Below are 20,260 nucleotides of genomic sequence, written 5' to 3'. Positions count from 1 at the left end.
CGTTGCTGTCGCTGTTCACCCTGCTCGGGCCGCGATGGCCCGGGTGTGCCGTCCCTGCGCGAGATGCCCCAGCACCTCCAACTCGCCTGCACCCGGCGCGGCGAGAGGGTCCGCGGCCGTGACCGTCGTACCCCAGCACCGGGGCCGGCGGCCCGGCGACGCTGTTGCAGCCAGTGGACGTGAAGTGGTTCGGATCCCGGCTCCGGATTGTCGTCTGACAGGGAGTCAAGTTCCCAGAGGAAAACGACATGTGTGCGATCTTCGGCGCTTTCAGGCTGTGCCGGTGAACCGTGAACAGATCTCTGAGCTTGCCCATGCCGACCACCCGATCAAGTCCCCTCTCGACGACGACTCGGTTCGACAACTGTTGGAACGTGACGTCCCGCGTGGCGACGAGCGGGTACTCGACCTGGGCTGCGGCGGCGGGGAACGGCTTCTGCGCGCCCTGAACACGCACCCGCACCTGCTCGCCGAGGGCGTCGACACCTCCGAGCACGCGCTTCGGCATGCCCGTGAGGCCGCGAGTCGCCTCGGCGTCCGCACGCGCCTTGCACTGCACCACCAGGAGGCTGCGGACTTCCGTTCCACGTACTCGTTCGACCTGGTACTCAGCGTCGGGTCCACGCATGCCTTCGGCGGCCTGCTGCCCACCCTCGCGGCGGCACGCAAGCACCTGGCCCCGGGCGGACGCGTCCTGATCGGCGAGGGCTTCTCGGGACGTGAGCCGTCACCGGAGGCCGTCGAGATGCTCGGGGACCTCACCGACCTGGCGACCACCGTGGACCGTGTCGTCGCCGACGGGTGGACTCCCGTTCACGGGCATATCAGCACGCGCCGTGAGCTGGACGACTACGAGTGGGCCTGCTGGGGGGCACTGGCCTCCTGGGCCCTGGACCACCCCGCCGACCCGGACAGCTCGCACGTGCTCGAGACAGCCGCGATCTGCCGCACCGAATGGTTGCGCGTCTACCGGGACATGCGGGGCCTCGTCAGTCTGGTCCTGCGCCGGACATCCGACTGACCCCGGACGAGCCCCGGCGCCCCGGCCCCGTCCCGACAGTCGTGCAGGCACGTCCGGGCCTCGGGGCGCTCGACGAGTCGGCCGAGTCCGAAGCGGGCTCCGGCCCGGAGGAGCGGTTCCGGGAGGGCGCCGAGCAGGCCCCTGCCGATCTCACCCGACCGCGTCGGCAAACGTGGGGGCTGCCTTCTCTCCATTGGGCTGTGGCCACGCCGGAGTTGCGTGGCCACGGGGGCCGTGAGTCTGTGGGAGTCGTGCTCTGACAGATCTCAGCCCTCAGGAGGAGACATGCGCGCTGAGCAGAACGGCCGCTCGGCCGACAGGCTTTCCGTGGTGTACACGGTCCACGTCATCGAGGGCGGTGAGCAGGGGTTTCTGGAGGCGTACGAGGGGATACGGAAGTCCGTCGCCAGCGTCCCGGGACACATCATCGACCGGCTCGGCGAACCCATCGATGATTCCCGCCAGTGGGTGATCACCAGCGAGTGGGAGACGCCCGATCACTTCTTCGCCTGGCAGCAGGGCGAGGACCATCGCGCACTGCTGGCCCCGCTGCGCGTCTGGGTCGACCAGACCCAGTCGCTGCGATACCGGGTCATTCAGGAGACCGTGGGGGTGAAAGCATGATGCACCCCACCACCGGCCCCGTCGCCGTCCTGGGGCTCGGCACCATGGGCACCGGCCTGGCCACGCGCCTTCTTGAGCAGGGCGTACAGGTGCGTGTCTGGAACCGCACCGCGGGGCGGACCGAACCGCTCGCCCGGGCCGGCGCCGTCGCCGCAGCCCACCCGGCCGATGCCGTCGAGGGCACGAGCGCCGCCATCTGCACCGTGACCGACGGCGAAGCCCTCGCCGCCGTACTGCACGGGCCGGACGGAATCATGACCGGGGGCCCGTACCCCGGCGCCCTGGTCTGCGCGAGCACGGTCGCCCCCGAAGAGGTCGTCCGCCTCACCGGGGACATGCACTCCGTTCTGGACGTCGGCATGCTCGGGAACCGGGAGCACGCCCGCAGCGGTGAGCTGCGGCTGTTCGTCGGCGGCGAGGAACGGGTCTTCACCGCCGGGCGCCCGCTGCTCGAACTGCTGGGCAAGCAGGTCGTCCACCTCGGCGAACTCGGTTCCGGCATGCGGATGAAGCTGCTCCTCAACCTGCTGATGGGCATCGAGGTGCAGGCACTGGCCGAGGCCGTCGAACTGGCGGCCGCAACCGGACTCGACCGGCAACTCGTCCTCGGCACGATCGCCGGCAGCGGCTTCGCCTCGCCCGTCATGTCGTTCAAGTCCAAGCGGCTGGCAGCCGGGCGCTTCGACAAGCCCGACTTCCGGCTGAGCCTGATGGCCAAGGACCTCCTGCTCGCCGCGGACCAGGCCGCTGCGGCCGGGCTGCGGCTCCCTCTCGTCGCCGCGGCCGCACAGACCCACGTCCACGCCATCGACCAGGGACACGGGGACGAGGACTGTGTCGCGGTCGCCCACGCACTCACACCGACCCCAGGAACTCAGACGTGATCATCGACATCCACGGACATCTGTCCCCACCGGAGGCCGCCCGAAGCTTCCCCATGCCTCCCAGCCTGACCGACGTCGACGGAATGCTGGCCGCCCGCGACCAGGCCGGCATCGACCTCACCATCATCGGCAGCCCGGTCGGCGCGGGCGCCATGGCGCGGGTTCCGGGCGTCGACAACTACTCGCAACCACGGGACCGGCTCCGAAGCTTCCACGCCTGGATGTCGGGCCTGATCGCCACCTTCCCGGACCAGCTGCGCGGGTACGTGTACGCCAACCCGTTCGGCGACGACGATCACCTGGAAGGAGTCCGGGAGACGCTGGCGGATCCCGCCTTCGTCGGCCTGATCACCACCTCCAGCGTCCACGGCGAACTGCTCGGCTCTCCGCGAGCCGACTCCTTCTTCGCGCTGGCCGCCGAGACGGGAGTGCCGGTCCTGGTGCACGCCCCGGCCGAACCGATCGGCACGGACCGGGTCGACAACTTCGGCTTCGTCGAGCAGATCGGCCGGTTCGGCGACGTCACCATGGGCATGGCCATGATCGCGTTCGCGGGGTGGCTGGACAAATATCCGGGCCTGCGGCTGATCGGTGCCACCGGCGGCGGTGCGCTGGCGCTGCTGCCGGAACGCCTGCAGACAGCGGCGCGTCCCCGGCACTGGGGCGGGGGCAAGCCGCCGGCGCCGTCCTCGTCCCCGGCTCCATCCTCCGCCGCGCCGTCGGCCGACCCGGGCGGCGCACTCCAGCGCATGTATGTCGACACCAGCACATTCAGCCCGGCGCACCTGGGCCTCAACGCGGAGGTGCTGGGGCCGGAGCGGATGCTGTTCGGCACCGACTCGCCGCCGATGTCCGTGCCCCTGGAGGAGTTCATGCACATGATCGAGAAGCTGCCGATCGACAAGGCGTCCCAGCAGCTCATTCTCGGCGGCAACGCCGAGGCCCTCTTCGACCTCAGGAGCCGTCCGTGACCACAGTGGACGATCCGGTCGCCGCAGCCGAGCGGTGCACCCCCGAGTTCCGACGGAACCCGCACCCGGTCTACGCGAGCCTCAGGGACACGGCACCCGTCTGCCCCATGCGGCCGCCGCACGGCATCGACACGTACCTGATCACGCGGTACGAGGACGCGAGGGCGGCCCTGGCGGATCCGCGGCTCAGCAAGGACATGTACGGGGCCATGGACGCCTACCGGAGGATCTTCGGTGACTCGTCCGTGGCTCTGGACGACCACATGCTCAACTCCGACCCGCCCAAGCACACCCGGCTGCGCAAGCTCGTCAGCTCCACGTTCACCGCGCGTCGCGTGGAGTCGCTGCGGCCGCGGATCCAGGACATCGCCGACACGCTGCTGGACAACTGTGCGACCCGCGAACCGGTCGACCTGCTGCCCGCGTTCGCGTTCCCGCTGCCGATCATCGTGATCTGTGAACTGCTCGGCGTGCCGCCGGACGAACGGTCGGAGCTGCAAGGCCTGTCCACCACGGTGGCGCAGACAGGATTCAGCAAGGAATCCAAGCAGGCGCAGCAGAAAGCGGAGGAGAACCTGCACGCGTACTTCGCGGATCTCCTCGCGCGCAAGCGCAGCCGCCCGGGTGCTGACCTGCTCAGCGCGCTCACCGCTGCCCAGGACGAAAACGGCGGGCTCACCGAGCAGGAGCTGATCTCGACCGCGTTTCTGCTGATGTTCGCGGGTCACAAGACAACCGCCTACCTCATCGGCAACGCCGTCCACCATCTCCTCACCCATCCTGCGCAGCTCCGTGCCGTGCAGGAGAACCCGGAGCTGGTCGGACAGGCAGTGGAAGAACTGCTGCGCTACGACGGCTCGGTGGAGAGCGCGACGTTCCGCTTCGCGACCGAGGACGTGCAGATCGCCGGGGCGCGGATTCCGAAGGGCTCCCTGGTTCAGATCGCGCTCAGTTCGGCCAACCGCGACCCGCTGAAATTCGACTCTCCGGACGAGTTCGATGTGAAGCGACCGGCTGCGCAACGTGCCCATCTGGGGTTCGGGCACGGCATCCACTACTGCCTGGGAGCGCCTCTGGCCAGACTGGAGGTGCAACTCGCTCTCTCGGGTCTGTTCAGCCGTTTCCCGAGGGCGGCTCTGGCGGACCCCGCGCGTGAGGCGCCCTGGATGGAGGTTCCGTTCCCGGCCTTCCGCGGCCTCGCGGAGCTGCCTGTCGTGCTCAAACCTGTCGCGCCGTGACCCACAGTGGGAAGACACCGGCATCCTGTCCGGGCCGCCTCGGAGACCCCGGGGCGGCCCGGACGCCTCGGGGCATCGATTCCGGATGCGGTGGCTGTCAGACGTCCCGACCGTCGTCGTGACCGTTTACGCCTCCGCCGGCGGCCTGCGCGCAGCGTACGTTCCCGCGCCCGCCGCCAGCAGCATCACACAGCCCGCGAAGATCAGTCCGGCTTGGCGCAGCCCGAGCCATGTGGCCATGGCACCGACCCCCACCACCGGCACCGAGATCCCGGCGTAGGCGACGACGAAGAACGCCGAAATCGTGCCGCCACGATGCTGTGCCGGGGCCGCGCCGCTGACCAGGGTGAGTGCCGCGCGAAAGGCCAGTCCCTGGCCGGCGCCACCGCACAGGGCACCCAGGACCAGCAGGAGCATGGACTCGGCGATCAGCGATGACGCCACAAGCAGCAGGCCCACAACGAGGATGCCGCACCCCACGGGGAGCGCGAGGCGCGCGCCGATCCGTTGTGTCAAGGACTGCCCGATGGTCGAAGCAAGGAACACGGAGAACACAACGGCGCCCGAAACAGCCAGGTTGCGCACACCCAGCGTCTGCGAGGCGAAACTCGGCGCGACCGCCGTGAACAGCCCGAGAAGTGCGAAGCCGGCGAACGCCGCCAGCGAGGCGGGCGTGAACACACCCTTCACCTCGGGAGGCACCCTGACTCCCTGCGGCGTCAGAGGAGGCCATCGCTTCGGCTCCGCCACGGTCTCCGGCAGGAACCAGGTGACCCCACAGGCCACAGCCACCAGCCCCAGGTGTACCCAGAACGGCAGCATCAGCGGCCAGGGCGTGTACTGCGCGAGGAGGCCGGAGAGCAGCGGCCCGCAGCCCAGACCACCCATGTTCGCCGCGGTGGCGGCGAACCCGGCCCGCGCCTTCTGCCCCGGACCGGCCAGCTCGATGACGGCCGCTGTCGCCGCACCGCTCAGCAAGCCGGCCGCGCAGCCGGACAACAGCCGCCCCGCGAAGAGCAGAGGCAGACCGCTCTGCAGGAGGAAGCAGCCGGCACTCGCGGCCGACAAAGCCATGGCGCACAGGAGCACCGGTCTGCGGCCGACCTCGTCGGAGTAGTTGCCCGCCACCAGAAGCACGGTGATGACCGCAATGGCATACACGGCGAACACAACGGTCACCACCAGCTCGGAGAACCCGATCTGTTCCTGGTAGAGCCCGTACAACGGTGTGGGCAGGGTTGTTCCGGCCATCCCGATGGCGAAAACCACTGCCGCAGCCGGATAGCCCGGCCGCCGGCCATCGCCTGCGTTCACCGCGCCCTCGCGAACGATCACGTACGTCACCCTATGAGTGGCCGCCCACTGGAGAGGCACACGGCACGAGGTGGCGAGGCGGACCGAGGGACGTCTGGATCGTCAGTCCCAGAGTTTGTAGGTCACGTTCCGCGGCGTCTGCGACGGCCTGCCGTCGGTGTAGGTGAGTTGCAGCCGTGTGAAGCGTTTCAGCTCAGGGTGCTTCTTCCAGGAATCCGGGCGGTCGAGCCTGACGATGACGGGGTAGGAGTGGAACCTGCCTGCGGCACAGTAGGGCTGACAGTCATTCACCGCGTCGAGTCCTCTGCCCACAGCGGACGTGTGTCCCCAAGCGGACCATCGAAGTCCGATGAGGTGGTTGTTGCCATCGCCGCAGGCGAGCAAGAAGTCGCCGGGACGTACTTGCGAATTCGAGAAACAGTCGACGACCACTGCACGGGCGGGCGCGGGTGACCCTGCGGATGCGGACGCTGGTACTGCTGCTGCCGCGAGCGCTGTGGCAGCACAGAGCATGACCGCTGTTCTGAACTTGTCTCTTTGCATATCAGCTCCCCAGCTGCCTCTCTTTCGAGCCCGGGCGACCCCGCGGGTACGCCTCACTCGTTCCGCGCGCTGCGGTCTGCGCGCCAGAAGCACTCGTCGGTGGCGGTGGCGCCGTTCTTTCCGCAGTTGTTCCTGAATCGACGCTACGACCGTGGCCAGGGATGCACCACCCGTACAGGCGACACCCGGGCAAGACAGAAGCGGAAGGAGTCCGCTCCGCCGACAGAACGGCTCGCCTTCGACCAGTGATCGACAACCTGTCCGCGGCACCCCCCGGCTTGCGCTGAAACCGCTGCACCGAGCAGGTCGTCGTAGCGGAATGCAGGCGTAGTCTGGCCGTAACGCCTGTGTACCGCGAGTGAGCGACGGAGGCGGCACATGACCGACCCCTACGGCTTCCTCAAGACACCCCGCCGGCCCGTCCCGGCGCGCCCCGTCCAGGACCGGCTGAGCGACTGGAACGAGGTCTACGCGGGGCAGGCGCGCCTTCCGCTCGTGTCCGAGCAGGCGGGGCGTTGCATGGACTGCGGCATACCGTTCTGCCACAGCGGGTGCCCGCTGGGAAATCTCATCCCCGAGTGGAACGCGTATGCGAGGAAGGGCGACTGGTGGGCAGCGGCCGAGCGACTGCACGCGACGAACAACTTCCCGGAGTTCACCGGGCGGCTGTGCCCGGCGCCGTGTGAGGACGCCTGCGTGCTCACCATCAATGCCGATCCGGTGACGATCAAGAATGTCGAACAGGCGATCGCCGACCAGATCTGGGCGCGCGGATACGCGACGCCGCAGCCGCCCGGGCGGCTGAGCGGCAAGACCGTCGCCGTCATCGGCTCCGGCCCCGCGGGACTGGCGGCAGCACAACAACTCACGCGCTCCGGTCACACCGTCGCCGTCTACGAGCGCGCCGACCGCATCGGCGGGCTGCTGCGCTACGGCATCCCCGCGTTCAAGCTGGAGAAGTGCCACCTGGACCGCCGTATCGAGCAGATGCGGGCGGAGGGCACCATGTTCCGCACATGTGTGGACGTCGGCAGCGATCTCGACGCCACCGAGCTCGCAGAGCGACACGACGCGGTCGTCATCGCCGTCGGAGCCACGGGGCAACGGGAACTGCCCGTCCCGGGCCGTGAGCTTTGCGGCATCCACCAGGCCATGGACTACCTGACCCTCGCCAACAGGGTCGCGGAGGCCGACCACGATGTGCCTGTAGTCACGGCCGAGGGCAAACACGTGGTGATCATCGGCGGCGGGGACACCGGCTCGGACTGTCTGGGCACCGTCATGCGTCAGGGCGCCGCCTCCGTCGTGCAGTTGGACATCAATCCGGAGCCCGGTGACACCCGGCGGAACACCGAGCCCTGGCCCGTGTATCCGAAGGTCTATCGGATATCCCATGCGCATGAAGAGGCCCGGGGGCGAGAGGGCGCGGATCCGAGAGTCTTCTCCTCCGCCACTCTCAGCTTCGAAGGGGACCCGTCCGGCAAAGTGCGCGCGCTGCGCCTGGTGGAAGTGGAGCCCGAGGGCAGAAGGCCGCGGCTGGAGACGGAGCATGTGATCCCGGCGAATCTGGTCCTGCTCGCCCTCGGCTTCTTCGGTCCCGAACGGGACACCGGCCTGATGCGGCAGCTCGGACTCACGCTGGACGACCGGGGAAACTTCGCCCGGAATGCTGCCTTCGCGGCCGAAACGGCAAAGCCGGCCGAGCGGACAGCCCGCGCCGGGACCGGCGGGTTGTTCATCGCAGGTGACGCGGGACGTGGCCAGTCCCTCGTGGTGTGGGCCATCGCAGAGGGACGGTCCGCCGCGGCCGCAACGGACCGCTACCTGAACGGCTCCACGGCGCTTTTGGCGCCCATCGCTCCACAGGACCGGCCTCTGGTCGCCTGAGCGCCTCCAGCACAGCATTGCCGGCCTGAGGATTACCTGTCACGAGAGCACGAGAGCACGAGAGCACGAGAGATCGAGGGCGAAATCCTGCCCACCGACAGCGACGCGTTTTCCTCAATGGGCGAGCTGAGCAATACGGTCGGTCAGCCGCGCGAGACCATTGGAGGGCGGCGCCACTGTCTTTCTTCGGTCGGCGCCGATCGCTCTGCCGATCTGCTCTCCCAGTGCTGCCGGATCCAGGGTCGAAATCATCTCGCACACGCCCCGCTCCGTGAATTGGCCGACCCGGTCCCCTTGATCGTCAATGCCGCGATCCGCCGGATACGCCAGAACCTGTGCACCGCTCGCTGCGGTCTCATTCATCGAACCGTAACCGCCCCGGCACAGCCGATCAGATCCGGGACACTGATGCCGCCACGCTGTACTCGAAGAGGATGCGGGAACCGGCACACGGTCATGGCGGAAGCGGGATCACCTGCATCCGACCGATGGCGCACTGGCGCGCGCCCGCACCCTCGCGTCGATAATTGCGCCATGATGGACATTCGCAAAGGTCGCCACCCGCCGACCCCACCTGACGCTGGACAGCAGCTCAGTGCGGTTCGGACCGCAGCCAGCTGCTGGTCATTGGTGTAGTTGGTATGGCCTGCGCCCAGTGCGATGCCGGCTCCGGGGTGGTCGGCGACAGCACGTGCCACGGCGTGTGTTCGGGCTGGTTCCCACTCGGCTTCGGCCACGAGACGTCCGACGGCGGCGATGCGCTCGCGGAGTTTGGCGATGCTCCATCCCACCTCCGCGCAGTACCCGTCCGCAACGGCGTCCAGATCGACGAACGGTCTTTGCGTCCTCGCCGCGACCTCTTGGCCGAGAGTGGTCTTACCGGTGCCGGCCGGGCCAATCAGAACCATCCATGGAGCCTCAGTGGACGTCGGTCGGCTCACGCGGCATTCGCCTCATCGCGTGCGGACCACGCCAACGGTGAAGCGCTCCGCCCCGACGGCAACGGAACGCACTACGTGCGAGGAGTCGACCCCAAGGCCCTGAAGTTCTACGTCGACGGAGTGATCAACGAGCGCATACCCAAAATCGAACCGAAATACGGACTGCGAAATGGTCGAGAGGCCTTCTGGGACCCGGACAAGGAGGCCGTGGTCATCGTGGACGGTGACGGGGGCACCGTGTTCACCCCCAAGGAGGGATACTCCTACTTCGAGGACCTGGAATAAGAGGAGCGGTATGTCCGAGCAAACCAGCCGCAGCGTCAGTCTCTCCCACTCGGAGTTCACGAGGCTTTACTTCCTGACACGCGAACTCAATGAGTTCCCCGCTGAGAGACTGCAGGGTTTCGGATGCGATGCCGAAGAACTGAAAGATCTGCTGTCACGGCTCAGGAGCGCTCGTCGGCAGTCCAAAGAGCATGGGGAAGCTCACCGTTTGACACTTGTCTTCTCGACGACGCTGCCCGAATCGGACGCCGCACCAGCTCTTGCCCGCGACGGAGACAACCACACTCGGGCGGCGCCCGCCCACATGACCGTCACCGTTCCCGCGAGCGTCGCGCAGTGGTGGGCCCCCGCTGCGCGCTGGGTCCTCCATGCTCACAGTCCCCGGGAGATTTCCCTACGCACTGGGTACTCAACCGATGAGTTGCGCGAAGCACTGGCAACCTTGCCGGACTGAGACCGATTCGTGCCTCGCCTCCTCAAGGAGCGGTATTGGCGGCGGGCGAGGCGGTCATGGAGGGTGATCAGCACGGCGGGCGAGGCCGACATCAAGCCCGCCATGGTGGCTGCTACTCCGAAGCAGCTTCGCGAGGACGTGCGGGGAGCCTTCGATGTGGCCTGGGACAAGCGCGGTGCGGTCTTCGCCGAGCGGAGGATCAGGGCCCTGCCCCGGCAAGGTATGAGTCGCCAAGAGGAACAGGTCTTCCAGACAGCGATCGTCTATAACCTCGTGGTTCTCTTCGGCAAGCACCCCACGAAGACGGTTATGGAGCGCTTCGGAGGCTCCGAGGCGACGGCCAGGCGCTGGGTGGGCAAGGCGCGCGACTTGAACCTCGTCAAGGAGCACGAGGAGCTCAAGGACATGGGCTTTCCCGAGGACCAGATCCCTTGGCTCGAAGAAGACGATTCTCAGTTCATGGAGAACTTCATCAAGGTCATGGACGAGATGGCCGTGATCATGCCGCCCCGGATATACCACCTGGTCCGAGGAGCGATGTTCTTCGAAATACTCGGTCAGGTTATGGACGGAGAGGGGAGCGGAGGCGACGGTGCCGACGAAGGCGTGCGGTCAGCCGCCCGGGAGCTGCTGCATGCGATGACGGGCAGCACGACGCTCGGCGGCGCGGACGACTCGTCCCCAGCGCTGCAGGACGCGCCGACGGCGCCGAGTCAGCCGTAGGCGGCCCGGGCCGTCCGTCGCGTACCAGTAAACGTACTCAGTCGTGTACTGACCAGGAGCCCGCTGGCGCTCAGGACGAGCCACAACACACCATCCATGTGGACAGGAATAGACCACGCTTCCAAGCTTGACCAGAGCGCGTCAGTAGGTCCCAGGTGGCGCACGCCGTCGGCCTCGGACGGGTGCGACGTCCATGGAGTCCGGGTGCGACGAGCCGAACCGCGTTTCGTAGCCACGCCATACTGGCCCGTGGCGGGAACAGAGAGGCGGAACGGTGATCCAACAGCACACGGAGTACGACGTCTTGGTGGTCGGAGGCAGCGGGGTGGACACCATTGTCCGCGTCGGCTCCCTGCCGGTACCGCTCGCCGACTCGGTCCACGTCGGGCCGATCGAGGAGTGGCCCGGCCACACCGGAGGGAATGTGGCCCTCGGTACCCGGGCGCTCGGACTGAAGGTCGCGCTGCTCGACTGCATCGGCGACGACTGGACGGGCGCGCAGGTGCGTGAGCGGCTGGCCGAGGGGGATGTGGAGTTCGCCCCGCTGATCTCGACGGCGGGCACCCGCCGCGCGGTCAACCTGGTGGACGCGACCGGACGCCGGATGTCCTTCTACGATGCCCGCGACCCGGCGGATCTGCGGATGCCCCGGGACTTCTACCTTCCCCGGCTGCGGCGCACCCGCCACGTCCACCTCTCCATCATGAATTTCGCGCGCTTCCTCTACGACGACATCGAGGATCTCGGTGTCCCCGTCTCCACGGATCTGCACGACTGGGACGGACTTGCCGACCACCACCGGGAGTTCGCGCTCCGCTCCGACCTCGTCTTCCTCAGCGCGGCGGGCGCGGGCCAGGACGCCACCGCCCTGATGCGGGAGATCCTCCGCGAGGGCCGCGCGGACACCGTCGTCGTCACGGCGGGCGCAGACGGCTCCTACGTCCTCACCCGGGACGGCGGCTCGGTCCCGCACCACATTCCGGCGACCGTTCCGCCCGCGCCGGTGGTGGATTCCAACGGCGCGGGTGATGCCTTCGTCTGCGGCTTCCTCTACGGGAGACTCGCGGGCCGGGACGCCCTGGAATGCGCCCGCCTGGGCGCGGTGGCGGGCGCCCATGCCTGCACGGCTCCGGGTTCCACCGCCCTCATAACCCAGGAGGCCCTTCTGGCGCCGGATCAGGTCCGGAGCAGGAAGGTCGACAGCGATCACCTCGCCTGCCGCGGTGACGGCCTCGGCGAGCGCGCCGAGATCGGCGCCGGGGCAGCAGCCGAGGCCGAGCACTGTGTGGCCGGGCCGGAGTCCGAGTTCGTCGAGCATGCGGCTCTTGCAGGCGCGACCCAGGTCGGTCGCGGCAGGGCGGTCGAGGTGGACGACGGAGTCGGGGGCGATGGTCTCGAATGCCGATGACGTCATGGGGCCGGCCAATCAGTCACCGGCAGTCGCAGCGACAGGCGCCGGAAGGGATGCGCGTACAGTTTCGGCCAGCGCCACCGGGTCGCCCGTGGGCTTCACCGGGTAGCTCTTGAGCTCCAGGTTCCAGGCGTTGTCCCGCTCGAACCAGTCGATCGCGGCGGGCGGCTGCCCGGTGACCAGGGCCGTGTCGAGGGAGTCCAGGTAGAGCGTCCAGCGCTTGGCGTAGAAGTCGGAGACGAGGCCCGACCATTCGCGGTTCGCGTAGTCGCGCAGCCCGCCGGACTCGCTGCCGGACCGATGGCCCCAGGTGGTGAGGACCGAGCGGGCGTCGAATTCCGCGGCGGACCGCTCGGCATCGGTGCTGCCCCAGGACTTGGCGTCCTTGAGCCAGGGCCCCAGCATGAACCGCCGGTCGGTGGCCAGCAGCCGGTCGAGCAGGGCGAGGTCCTGCTTCCACTCCGTGGTCCGCTGCCGGTACAGGGCGAGGTCCTTCCCCTCGTACGCGGACTTGATCTGCGGCAGCAGCGTACGGCTGCGGTTGGCCAGGGCCTGTCGGGCCACATCCACCACATCGAAGCGGTACGCATCCGACTTCCGCAGATCGGGGGCGACTTGGAGCAGCTCCGTGAGCGCCTGCTGCACCGTCGTCGCGTCGTATCGCATGGACGACGGGCTCCAGCTGGCCGCCGTGGTGACGGTCAGCCCGGGGCGTGCGGTGAAGAGGCTGTCCTGGGACTCGCTCCAGGTACCGGACGGGGTGCTGTAGGGGCCGGTCCGCAGCAGCTCCCACGCCTTGGCGGAGTGCGGGTCGGCGCCGCCGTAACGGCGTTCGGCATAGTCGGCGAACCAGGCCGAGTGGTCCAGCGGGGCGGTGCGCCAGGCGAGTTCGGTGAAGAGTTCGTACGCGACGGGGTTGCCGCCGGTGCCTTCCGGCAGGTACGCGATTCCCTGAAGCGCGCTGTTCGGCTTCGTACGCCACTCATTGAACCGGGCTGTCCAGACCCCGGTGTTGGCCCCGATCGTGGTGTGGCCGCCGAAGTTGGGGATGGTCCCGAAGGCATAGGGTGCGCCGTGCCAGGCGGCCTCGCGGTCCAGGCCGTTGTAGCGGTCTGCGAGTCCGTCGACGATGAAGAGCTTGCTCTTGTCGACCGCGTCGATGAGCTGCGTGGAGGGGTTGTTCTGCCAGCCGAGCAGGACCCAGGTGGCACCCGGGTGCGCGGTCTGCAGGGCGTTCATGACGGCCTTGGCCGCGTCCCCGACGGGCACATTGCCCGGCCTGCCGCCTTCGTGCAGCAGATCCATCTTGTACATGGCGGAGTCGCCGAACAGCTTGCGCTGGTGACGGTAGAAGGCCTCTGCGACCTTCGGGAACATCTCGCTGCGCGGGTCCAGCCAGTCCGGCCGTTCGAAACCGACCCAGCCGCCCTGCGGGACCACGGGGCCGGTGGGGTTGTGGTCCGTGAACCCGGGCGGGACCGTGCCGTAATAGCCGGGCAGGACCGGCGTCATGCCGAGTCGGCGCAGCCGGTCGGCGATCCTGCGGCCGAGCGCGGCGCGCTGATCCAGCAGCCTCTCGGTGACCGGGCCGCCGAACCCGGACATGTTCTGCATCAGCCACCACGGCTGGTGCGCCGGGCCCGGAATCCAGGACGTGAGCTCCTTCTTCGCGTATCCGAACTCCTGGAAGGTGTCGTAGTACACGGCATCCGCGCCCATCTGCACGAACACCTCGTTGACGCCGTGCAGCGCGAGGACATCGATCTGCTTCTCGTACGAAGCCCAGTTCCGGTACGCACCGGAGTAGCCGTCGTCCGTGTCGTTGAGGGCGAACCGGTGCGGCACCGAGGCGTCCTGGCGGACCGTGCCGACGGGTGCCGGGAGCTTCTTCGGGAGCTTCGACGTGCTGTCGCCCGGCCAGCCGATGTCCACCTCGGCCGTGTACTTGAGGTACCAGTTGACGCCGCTGAGGAGCACGGCGGGGCTGGTGCCCTGGATGCGCACATGACCCGTGGTCCCGGAGACGGCGAAGTAGTCACCGGATGCGGGACGGCTCACCGGCACGAGGTCGAACTGCCCGGCGTGCCGGGGGAGGAGGCGGCGCAGTGCCGACTCCGCCGGCCCGGGGGCGAAGGCGGGCCTGTCGCTGGGGGTGGCTTCCGCGGGAGCGGCAGGAGTGCTCAGCACCGTGGCCAGCACAGCGAGGGCGGCAGTGCAGGCGACGATCCAGGATCTGAGGCTTCTCAAGGTTTGACCTCGTCCGATGAAGGGATGCGGGGGCTTGTCGAGGACATGGTGCGGACATGCATCTGACTTACTAACGGAGCATTCGTTAATATGAGCGGGATGCGCCATGGTCGTCAAGAGCGCCGACAGCCCGGGTTCTCGAAGCGCTGGGTACAGTGCCGACAGGGCGGTCGGGCAAGGGAGTTGACGCACATGCCAGTCCGGAAAGCAGCGGCCACCGGGCCGCACGTCCTGCGCCGGATGAATGTAGCCGCGGTGCTGGCCGCACTGCGGGAGGGGGACACCCCCACCGCCCGCGTCACCGACCTCGCATCGCTCACGGGACTGTCACGGCCCGCGGTGACCAGGGCTCTGACCGAGCTGAGGGACTGCGGCCTGGTGGAGTTCACCGCGGCTGCCGGACCGCAGCAGCTCGGCCGTCCCGCCCAGTACGCCAGGTTCCGCGCCGAGTCGGGACATGTCGCCGGGGTCGACATCGGTCCGCACAAGGTGCTGGTGGTGATCGCGGACCTGGCAGGTCAGGTGCTGGCCACCCATCGTGCAGCCGTGGACAGGGGAGTGGCCGGGCCACAGCTCTTCGCCACCGTCCGCGCCGCACTGACGGCGGCAGTGGCCGAGGCGGGCGTGCCGTTGTCGAGCCTGTGGGCGGTGAGTGCCGGCACTCCGGGCATCGTCGACCGCGAGCGGGGCGAGGTGCTGCTCGCTCCCAGCATTCCCGACTGGGCCGGGCTGCCCGCTGTTTCGCTGCTGCGCGACTGGTTGCACTGCCCGGTGTCCATCGACAACGACGTCAACCTCGCGGTGCTCGCCGAGCGTTGGCGCGGAGCCGCGGTCCCCGCCGGAGCGGGCAGCGGCGCCGACGCCGGTGTGCGTACCGACTGCCTGGTCTTCGTTCAGTGGGGGCGGCGTATCGGTACCGGCATCGTCATCAACGGCAGGCCCTACCGGGGCAATTCGGCCGCCGCCGGTGAACTGGGCTTCGTCGACCTCGTCGGTGATCCCGACACCCGTCCCGTACCGCGCCCGGCCGACGGCATGGGGCCGTTCGAGCGGCTGGTCGGCGCCGAGGCCATTCACCGGCTGGCCCTGGAGGCCGGCGCTCCCGTGGGCGACGCCCATGACATCGCACCGCTCTTCGCAGCGGCGGAAGCGGGCGACCGGGCCGCCGTCGAGGTGGTGGAGCGCGTGGCCGCCCGGTTTGCCCGAGGGCTCGCCGTACTTCTCCTTGTCCTCGATCCGGGCAGGGTCGTCATCGGCGGCGGGGTGTCGCGAGCGGGGGATACCCTGCTGGGCCCTGTGCGCAGGCATCTGCGATCGCACACCCTGGTGCCGGTCGAGCTGAACGCATCGGTGCTCGGCGAACGAGCCGTTGCGATGGGTGCGGTGCGCCATGCCCTGGATGTTGCTGAAGAACGCGTGACAACAATGCACCAAGGTGTCACGTAGCAGCGAGGGGGGCGGACCCGTCTCAACAGGCGGTGTCACCCGGACGGTGGGCCTGCGTCACTCCGCTGCTGTCCGCACCGCGCCATCACTGCCGACACCGGAAACGATGAGTCCGTCGTGCCTCATGGCGCGCCCGGACTCGCCGTCGTCGGTGCCGTCCGTTGGAGCTAGGAGGCCGTGATGGATCTGCACCTGACAGGCAAAGTGGCCTTGGTCACCGGCGCGGGCAGGGGCATCGGCCTTGCCGTGACACAGGCGCTCGCCAACGAGGGCGCGTGTGTGGTCGCCGCCTCCCGCACCCCCACCGAACCCCTGTCCGAGCTGGCGGCGCGCAAGGACGTCCACTTCGTGCAGGCGGACCTCACCGAGCCCGACGGCTCCGCAGAACCGGTGGCGGAAGCGGTCGCCAGGTTCGGCGGGCTGGACATCCTGGTCAACAACGTCGGGGCCGTACGTCCGCGAGCGGGCGGTTTCCTGTCCGTCGGCGACGACGACTGGATGTGGGCGATGACGGTCAACTTCCTCACCGCGGTCCGCACCACGCGCGCCGCGCTGCCACACCTGATCAAGGGCGGCTCGGGCTCCATCGTCACGGTCAGCTCGGTCAGCGCCTTTCTGCCCGACCCCTGGGTCATCGACTACTGCGCGAGCAAGGCTGCCCTGACCAACTTCTGCAAGGCCCTGTCCAAGGAGGCCGGCCCGCACGGGGTACGGGTGAACACCGTCAGCCCCGGACCCGTCGCCACGGATCTCTGGCTGGGGGAGGCAGGCATCGCGGCCACCGTCGCAGCGACCGACGGCACCGCACCGGACACCGTCGCCCAGGAGTTCGCGGCCCAAGCAGTGACCGGTAGGTTCACCCGGCCGGAAGAAGTCGCCGATCTGGTACTGCTGCTGGCGAGCGGCCGTTCGGGCAACGCCACCGGATCGGACTTCGTCATCGACGGAGGACTGATCACGACCTTGTGACGGGAGTCCCGGCCCGGTACGAGGAGCCCTTCCCACGACCGTCGACGCGGCTCGAGCATCGAAAACAGCGAGGCTCAGCCACAGAAGAATGCGCTTTTGTGACCCCTCGTGCAGGCCGCAGGATGGCGGAGAACCGGCCTACGGGGGAGGAATCATGTCGTCAGCCATCGAAACGGGTCTGCTGCCCTTCACTTCCGAGATCCGCCCGGAAGGGCTCGCCGTCGGAGGCGTCCTGCTCACCGAACTGGCACAGCGTTGGGGAACACCACTCTTCGTGTACGACGAGGAGCACCTGCGCCGACGCTGCCGGGAGGCGGTCGCGGCCTTCGGCCAGGACAACGTCGCCTACGCATCCAAGGCATTCCTGTGCACGGCCATGGCCCGCCTGGCCCATGAGGAGGGACTGTTGCTCGATGTCGCCTCCGGCGGCGAGCTGCGGGTGGCGCTGCACGCGGGTGTTCCGGCCGGACGGATCGTGCTGCACGGCAACAACAAGGACGAGGCGGAGCTGCGCACGGCCATGTCAGCCGGGGTGCGGCACGTGGTGGTCGACAGCTTCGACGAGATGGACCGCATCGAGTTCCTGCACGCCGAGGAGCAACTGCCGCCCGCCCGGGTCCAGTTGAGGGTGGCGCCCGGTGTCGCCGCAGGCGCACACGAGGCGATCCGGACCGGTGGCAACGACTCGAAGTTCGGCTTCGGCCTCGTCGGCGCAGCCGCCGCAGCCGCCGTGCGGCGGGCCGCCGGCTCCCCGGCCATGATCCTGGAGGGCGTCCACGCGCATGTGGGCTCCCAGGTGCTGGACACGGCGGAGCTCGCGGCAGGAGCCGCGGCCGTCGCACGGTTCGCCGCGGAGGCAGGGGTGCACCGGCTCACCGTCGGCGGCGGCCTCGGAGTCGCGTACGAGGCGGGGCAGACCGTACCCTCGTTCGCCGACTGGGCGGCCCGGGTGCGCACCGCGGTGCGCGATGCGGGCTGGGGCGGCGACGTGACAGTGGAGCCCGGCCGGTCCATCGCCGCCCGCGCCGGGCTCACCCTGTACCGGGTGGGCACGATCAAGCGGATCGAGGGCGTGCGGACATACGTCAGCGTCGACGGCGGGATGAGCGACAATCTGCGCCCCGCCCTGTACGGCAGTCGCTACGAGGTGTTCCTGCCGGGTCGCCCCCGCGCCCCGCGACCGCTGCGGGCACGGCTGGTCGGCAAACACTGCGAGAGCGGCGACGTGATCGTCGACGACGCCGCCCTGCCGGCCGAGGTCGCGGTGGGTGACCTCCTGGCCACGCCGGTCACGGGCGCATACGGATATGCCATGGCGTCCAACTACAACAAGCTGCCGCGCCCCGCAGTCGTCTTCGTGGCCGATGGCCGTGCCCGCACCGTGGTGCGCCGGGAGACCGAGGAGGACCTGCTGCGCCTGGACGTGGACGAGCCCGCCGGGCCGCCGGCGACCGTACGATCGGATGCCGGGGCGGCGCAGTGCGTCGGCACGGCCTAACCTGACCCGATGCTGAACAGTGCCCGACTGCTCGTCCTGCTGGAAATAGCCCGCACGGGCACCATCGTGGCCGCGGCCCAGGCGCTGCATCTGAGCCCGTCCGCCGTCTCGCATCAACTCGCCCGCCTGGAGCAGGAACTCGCGGTGGCGTTGGTGGAACGTCAGCCGCAGAGCCTGCGGCTGACAGCGGCCGGTGTGCGACTGGCCGAGCACGCACAGGCTGTCGCCGACCTGATGGCTGTCGCACAGGACGATCTGCGGGCGCACTCCGAAGGTGACGCCGGGGTACTGCGGCTGGGCTTCTTCGCTTCCTCGGGCCTGGAGCTGCTTCCTCGGGCGCTGTCGGCCTTCGCAGCCGAGCGGCCCCAGGTCGAGCTGGAGCTGATCCTGGGGCAGCCGCACGAGCTGGTTCCCGATCTGGAGGCGGGCCGGCTGGATGCGGCGGTCGTCTTCGAACATCCGCTGGATCCCTGGTGCCGGCAGGCGGCCGTGGACGTGGAGATGTTCTTCGACGAGCCGCAGCTGGTGGTCCTCCCGTTGCGGCACCGCCTCGGTCGGCGCACCGCGGTCCGGCTCGCCGCTCTGGAGGGGGAGAGCTGGATCGGTACGCACGGTGGCCACACCGGCGAACCGGTCCTGGAACGCGCATGTGCGGCCGAGGGGTTCCGGCCGCGGGTCCGCTGCCGCAGCGATCACTACCAGGTCACGATCAACCTGGCCCGCGCGGGCATGGGTATCGCGCTCGTCCCGGCCCTCGGGCTCGGCGACACCACGGGTGTGCACGTCTGCCGACTGGACCATCCCCGACTGCACCGGCGGATCGGGGTCGCCACCCGGCCCACCAACCGCAACCCGCTGCTGCGGATCTTCCTCGCGGAGCTGCGGTCGGCCGCCGAGGAGATCCGGTCGCTGCTGGAGATGCAGTGGTCCTGACCGGCGGGGCGTGCCGCTCTCATTCGGCGGCGCGGCGTCGGGCACAGGCCGCGAGGGTGCGGCCGACGTCCCGGATGGCGTGCACCGCGGCCCGCTGCGTGCTGGGGCCCAGCGCCGGGTCCCAGTGGGCCACCACCGCGTACGCCAGCCGGCGCGCACCGACGATGACACCGGCATCGGCGCGGACCCCGGTGTCGGTACCGGTCTTGTTGGCCACCAGAAGCCCGTCGGGCAAGGGGTTCGGGAAGCCGGGGGCGTACGGGTCGTGATCCACCAGGGCGGGGACCAGACCGTGGTCGGTGTTGGCGCGCATCCACTCCAGCAACCGCGCGGAGGCTGCCGGGGAGCTCATCGTGCCGTGTACCGCATGTGTCACCAGCTGTGCCAGGTCCCGGGCGGTTCCGGTGGCGAAGACGGGCGGTACATCAGGGCCCCGGATGTCACGGACCTTGTCGTGCAGTGTGAGGCGGTCGAGCCCGAGTTCCTCCGCCAGCCGGGCCGTGGACTCGCGCCCCACCAGGCGCACGAGCGCGTTGGTGGCGGTGTTGTCGCTGACCGAAGCGGTCAGCCAGGCCAGATCCTCGACGGTCCATCCGCGCCTGCTCATCCGGCGCAGCAGCCCGGTGCCGTCCGCCATGTCCTCGTCGAGGACTTCGACGGGACGGTCGGCCATCAGCTCCCCGGTGTCCAGTCGGCGTGAGACCTCGGCGAGCAGCAGCAGCTTCGAGGCGGACGCGACCGGCAGCACGGTGCGGTCGTCGACCCCCACCGTCTCGGGGGGGTCGGGGGGGGGGGGGGGGGAGGGGAGGGGGGGGGGGGGGAGGGGCGAGCGACGCGGGGGCGCTGCGAAACGGGGGAGAACGATCGGATA

19 protein-coding genes and 1 pseudogene are annotated in these 20,260 nt (G+C 69.2%); 14 read left to right on the top strand and 6 right to left on the bottom strand.

The window, feature by feature from the left end:
* Positions 1–283 precede the first annotated feature (283 nt).
* From ACZ7IB_RS15600 to ACZ7IB_RS15580, 5 genes are all read left to right on the top strand, one after another.
* Positions 284–1,021 (top strand): SAM-dependent methyltransferase, encoded by a 738-nt coding sequence (locus ACZ7IB_RS15600; protein WP_470912998.1) that lies wholly within the window; start codon positions 284–286, stop codon positions 1,019–1,021.
* 285 nt (positions 1,022–1,306) lie between these two features.
* Complete coding sequence (locus tag ACZ7IB_RS15595; RefSeq protein ID WP_470912997.1) at positions 1,307–1,645, top strand: antibiotic biosynthesis monooxygenase family protein; 339 nt, start codon at positions 1,307–1,309, stop codon at positions 1,643–1,645.
* Positions 1,642–2,529, top strand: a complete 888-nt coding sequence (locus tag ACZ7IB_RS15590; protein WP_470912996.1) for an NAD(P)-dependent oxidoreductase — start codon at positions 1,642–1,644, stop codon at positions 2,527–2,529. The genes ACZ7IB_RS15595 and ACZ7IB_RS15590 overlap by 4 nt, the downstream gene beginning before the upstream one ends.
* A complete protein-coding gene (locus ACZ7IB_RS15585) occupies positions 2,526–3,500 on the top strand; it encodes an amidohydrolase family protein (RefSeq protein ID WP_470912995.1) in 975 nt (324 codons plus the stop codon). The genes ACZ7IB_RS15590 and ACZ7IB_RS15585 overlap by 4 nt, the downstream gene beginning before the upstream one ends.
* A complete protein-coding gene (locus tag ACZ7IB_RS15580; protein ID WP_470912994.1) occupies positions 3,497–4,738 on the top strand; it encodes a cytochrome P450 family protein in 1,242 nt (413 codons plus the stop codon). Before ACZ7IB_RS15585 ends, ACZ7IB_RS15580 begins: the two co-directional genes overlap by 4 nt.
* A 126-nt stretch (positions 4,739–4,864) precedes the next feature.
* On the opposite strand, the gene ACZ7IB_RS15575 is transcribed toward ACZ7IB_RS15580, so the two are convergent.
* Complete coding sequence (locus tag ACZ7IB_RS15575) at positions 4,865–6,073, bottom strand: MFS transporter (RefSeq protein ID WP_470912993.1); 1,209 nt, start codon at positions 6,071–6,073, stop codon at positions 4,865–4,867.
* Positions 6,074–6,154: 81 nt separating this feature from the next.
* Entirely contained in the window at positions 6,155–6,343 is a 189-nt protein-coding gene (locus ACZ7IB_RS15570; protein ID WP_470912992.1) for a hypothetical protein, read from the bottom strand.
* A 630-nt stretch (positions 6,344–6,973) separates the two neighbouring features.
* On the opposite strand from ACZ7IB_RS15570, the gene ACZ7IB_RS15565 reads away from it, so the two are divergent.
* On the top strand, positions 6,974–8,482 hold the full coding sequence (locus ACZ7IB_RS15565; RefSeq protein ID WP_470912991.1) for a glutamate synthase subunit beta: 1,509 nt from the start codon (positions 6,974–6,976) through the stop codon (positions 8,480–8,482).
* A 114-nt stretch (positions 8,483–8,596) separates the two neighbouring features.
* Here the strand turns inward: ACZ7IB_RS15565 and ACZ7IB_RS15560 are convergent, their stop codons facing one another.
* Positions 8,597–8,845 (bottom strand): hypothetical protein, encoded by a 249-nt coding sequence (locus tag ACZ7IB_RS15560; protein ID WP_470912990.1) that lies wholly within the window; start codon positions 8,843–8,845, stop codon positions 8,597–8,599.
* Positions 8,842–9,390, bottom strand: coding sequence for an AAA family ATPase (locus tag ACZ7IB_RS15555; RefSeq protein WP_470912989.1), 549 nt, complete (start codon positions 9,388–9,390; stop codon positions 8,842–8,844). Before ACZ7IB_RS15555 ends, ACZ7IB_RS15560 begins: the two co-directional genes overlap by 4 nt.
* A 108-nt stretch (positions 9,391–9,498) precedes the next feature.
* Here ACZ7IB_RS15555 and ACZ7IB_RS15550 point away from each other — a divergent pair, with 108 nt between their 5' ends.
* The 4 genes and pseudogenes from ACZ7IB_RS15550 to ACZ7IB_RS15535 all read left to right on the top strand — a co-directional run.
* Entirely contained in the window at positions 9,499–9,708 is a 210-nt protein-coding gene (locus tag ACZ7IB_RS15550; protein WP_470912988.1) for a hypothetical protein, read from the top strand.
* Positions 9,709–9,718: 10 nt separating this feature from the next.
* On the top strand, positions 9,719–10,162 hold the full coding sequence (locus ACZ7IB_RS15545) for a hypothetical protein (protein WP_470912987.1): 444 nt from the start codon (positions 9,719–9,721) through the stop codon (positions 10,160–10,162).
* A gap of 63 nt (positions 10,163–10,225) precedes the next feature.
* A complete protein-coding gene (locus ACZ7IB_RS15540) occupies positions 10,226–10,885 on the top strand; it encodes a hypothetical protein (RefSeq protein ID WP_470912986.1) in 660 nt (219 codons plus the stop codon).
* A 304-nt stretch (positions 10,886–11,189) separates the two neighbouring features.
* Positions 11,190–12,053: pseudogene (locus ACZ7IB_RS15535) on the top strand (carbohydrate kinase family protein); the annotation flags it as partial.
* A gap of 258 nt (positions 12,054–12,311) precedes the next feature.
* Here the strand turns inward: ACZ7IB_RS15535 and ACZ7IB_RS15530 are convergent.
* Entirely contained in the window at positions 12,312–14,543 is a 2,232-nt protein-coding gene (locus ACZ7IB_RS15530) for an alpha-N-acetylglucosaminidase (protein WP_470912985.1), read from the bottom strand.
* Positions 14,544–14,735: 192 nt separating this feature from the next.
* On the opposite strand from ACZ7IB_RS15530, the gene ACZ7IB_RS15525 reads away from it, so the two are divergent.
* From ACZ7IB_RS15525 to ACZ7IB_RS15510, 4 genes are all read left to right on the top strand, one after another.
* Positions 14,736–15,989 (top strand): ROK family transcriptional regulator, encoded by a 1,254-nt coding sequence (locus ACZ7IB_RS15525; protein ID WP_470912984.1) that lies wholly within the window; start codon positions 14,736–14,738, stop codon positions 15,987–15,989.
* Positions 15,990–16,169: 180 nt separating this feature from the next.
* Positions 16,170–16,958, top strand: coding sequence for an SDR family NAD(P)-dependent oxidoreductase (locus ACZ7IB_RS15520; RefSeq protein ID WP_470912983.1), 789 nt, complete (start codon positions 16,170–16,172; stop codon positions 16,956–16,958).
* A gap of 154 nt (positions 16,959–17,112) precedes the next feature.
* Positions 17,113–18,456, top strand: a complete 1,344-nt coding sequence (gene lysA / locus ACZ7IB_RS15515; RefSeq protein ID WP_470912982.1) for a diaminopimelate decarboxylase — start codon at positions 17,113–17,115, stop codon at positions 18,454–18,456.
* 9 nt (positions 18,457–18,465) lie between these two features.
* Complete coding sequence (locus ACZ7IB_RS15510) at positions 18,466–19,389, top strand: LysR family transcriptional regulator (RefSeq protein WP_266364394.1); 924 nt, start codon at positions 18,466–18,468, stop codon at positions 19,387–19,389.
* 19 nt (positions 19,390–19,408) lie between these two features.
* Here the strand turns inward: ACZ7IB_RS15510 and ACZ7IB_RS15505 are convergent, their stop codons facing one another.
* On the bottom strand, positions 19,409–20,158 hold the full coding sequence (locus tag ACZ7IB_RS15505) for a serine hydrolase (protein ID WP_470912981.1): 750 nt from the start codon (positions 20,156–20,158) through the stop codon (positions 19,409–19,411).
* Between the last annotated feature and the right edge of the window lie 102 nt (positions 20,159–20,260).

This window comes from Streptomyces sp. NPDC037301 (genome assembly GCF_055602785.1).
This window is presented reverse-complemented; position numbering and strand designations above follow the sequence as displayed.

Coding starts and splice junctions, on each gene's coding strand:
- ACZ7IB_RS15565 (WP_470912991.1), top strand. CDS start 6,974: ATGACCGACCCCTACGGCTTCCTCAAGACACCCCGCCGGCCCGTCCCG.
- ACZ7IB_RS15520 (WP_470912983.1), top strand. CDS start 16,170: ATGGATCTGCACCTGACAGGCAAAGTGGCCTTGGTCACCGGCGCGGGC.
- ACZ7IB_RS15590 (WP_470912996.1), top strand. CDS start 1,642: ATGATGCACCCCACCACCGGCCCCGTCGCCGTCCTGGGGCTCGGCACC.
- ACZ7IB_RS15545 (WP_470912987.1), top strand. CDS start 9,719: ATGTCCGAGCAAACCAGCCGCAGCGTCAGTCTCTCCCACTCGGAGTTC.
- ACZ7IB_RS15525 (WP_470912984.1), top strand. CDS start 14,736: ATGCCAGTCCGGAAAGCAGCGGCCACCGGGCCGCACGTCCTGCGCCGG.
- ACZ7IB_RS15555 (WP_470912989.1), bottom strand. CDS start 9,390: ATGGTTCTGATTGGCCCGGCCGGCACCGGTAAGACCACTCTCGGCCAA.
- ACZ7IB_RS15595 (WP_470912997.1), top strand. CDS start 1,307: ATGCGCGCTGAGCAGAACGGCCGCTCGGCCGACAGGCTTTCCGTGGTG.
- ACZ7IB_RS15560 (WP_470912990.1), bottom strand. CDS start 8,845: ATGAATGAGACCGCAGCGAGCGGTGCACAGGTTCTGGCGTATCCGGCG.
- ACZ7IB_RS15510 (WP_266364394.1), top strand. CDS start 18,466: ATGCTGAACAGTGCCCGACTGCTCGTCCTGCTGGAAATAGCCCGCACG.
- lysA (WP_470912982.1), top strand. CDS start 17,113: ATGTCGTCAGCCATCGAAACGGGTCTGCTGCCCTTCACTTCCGAGATC.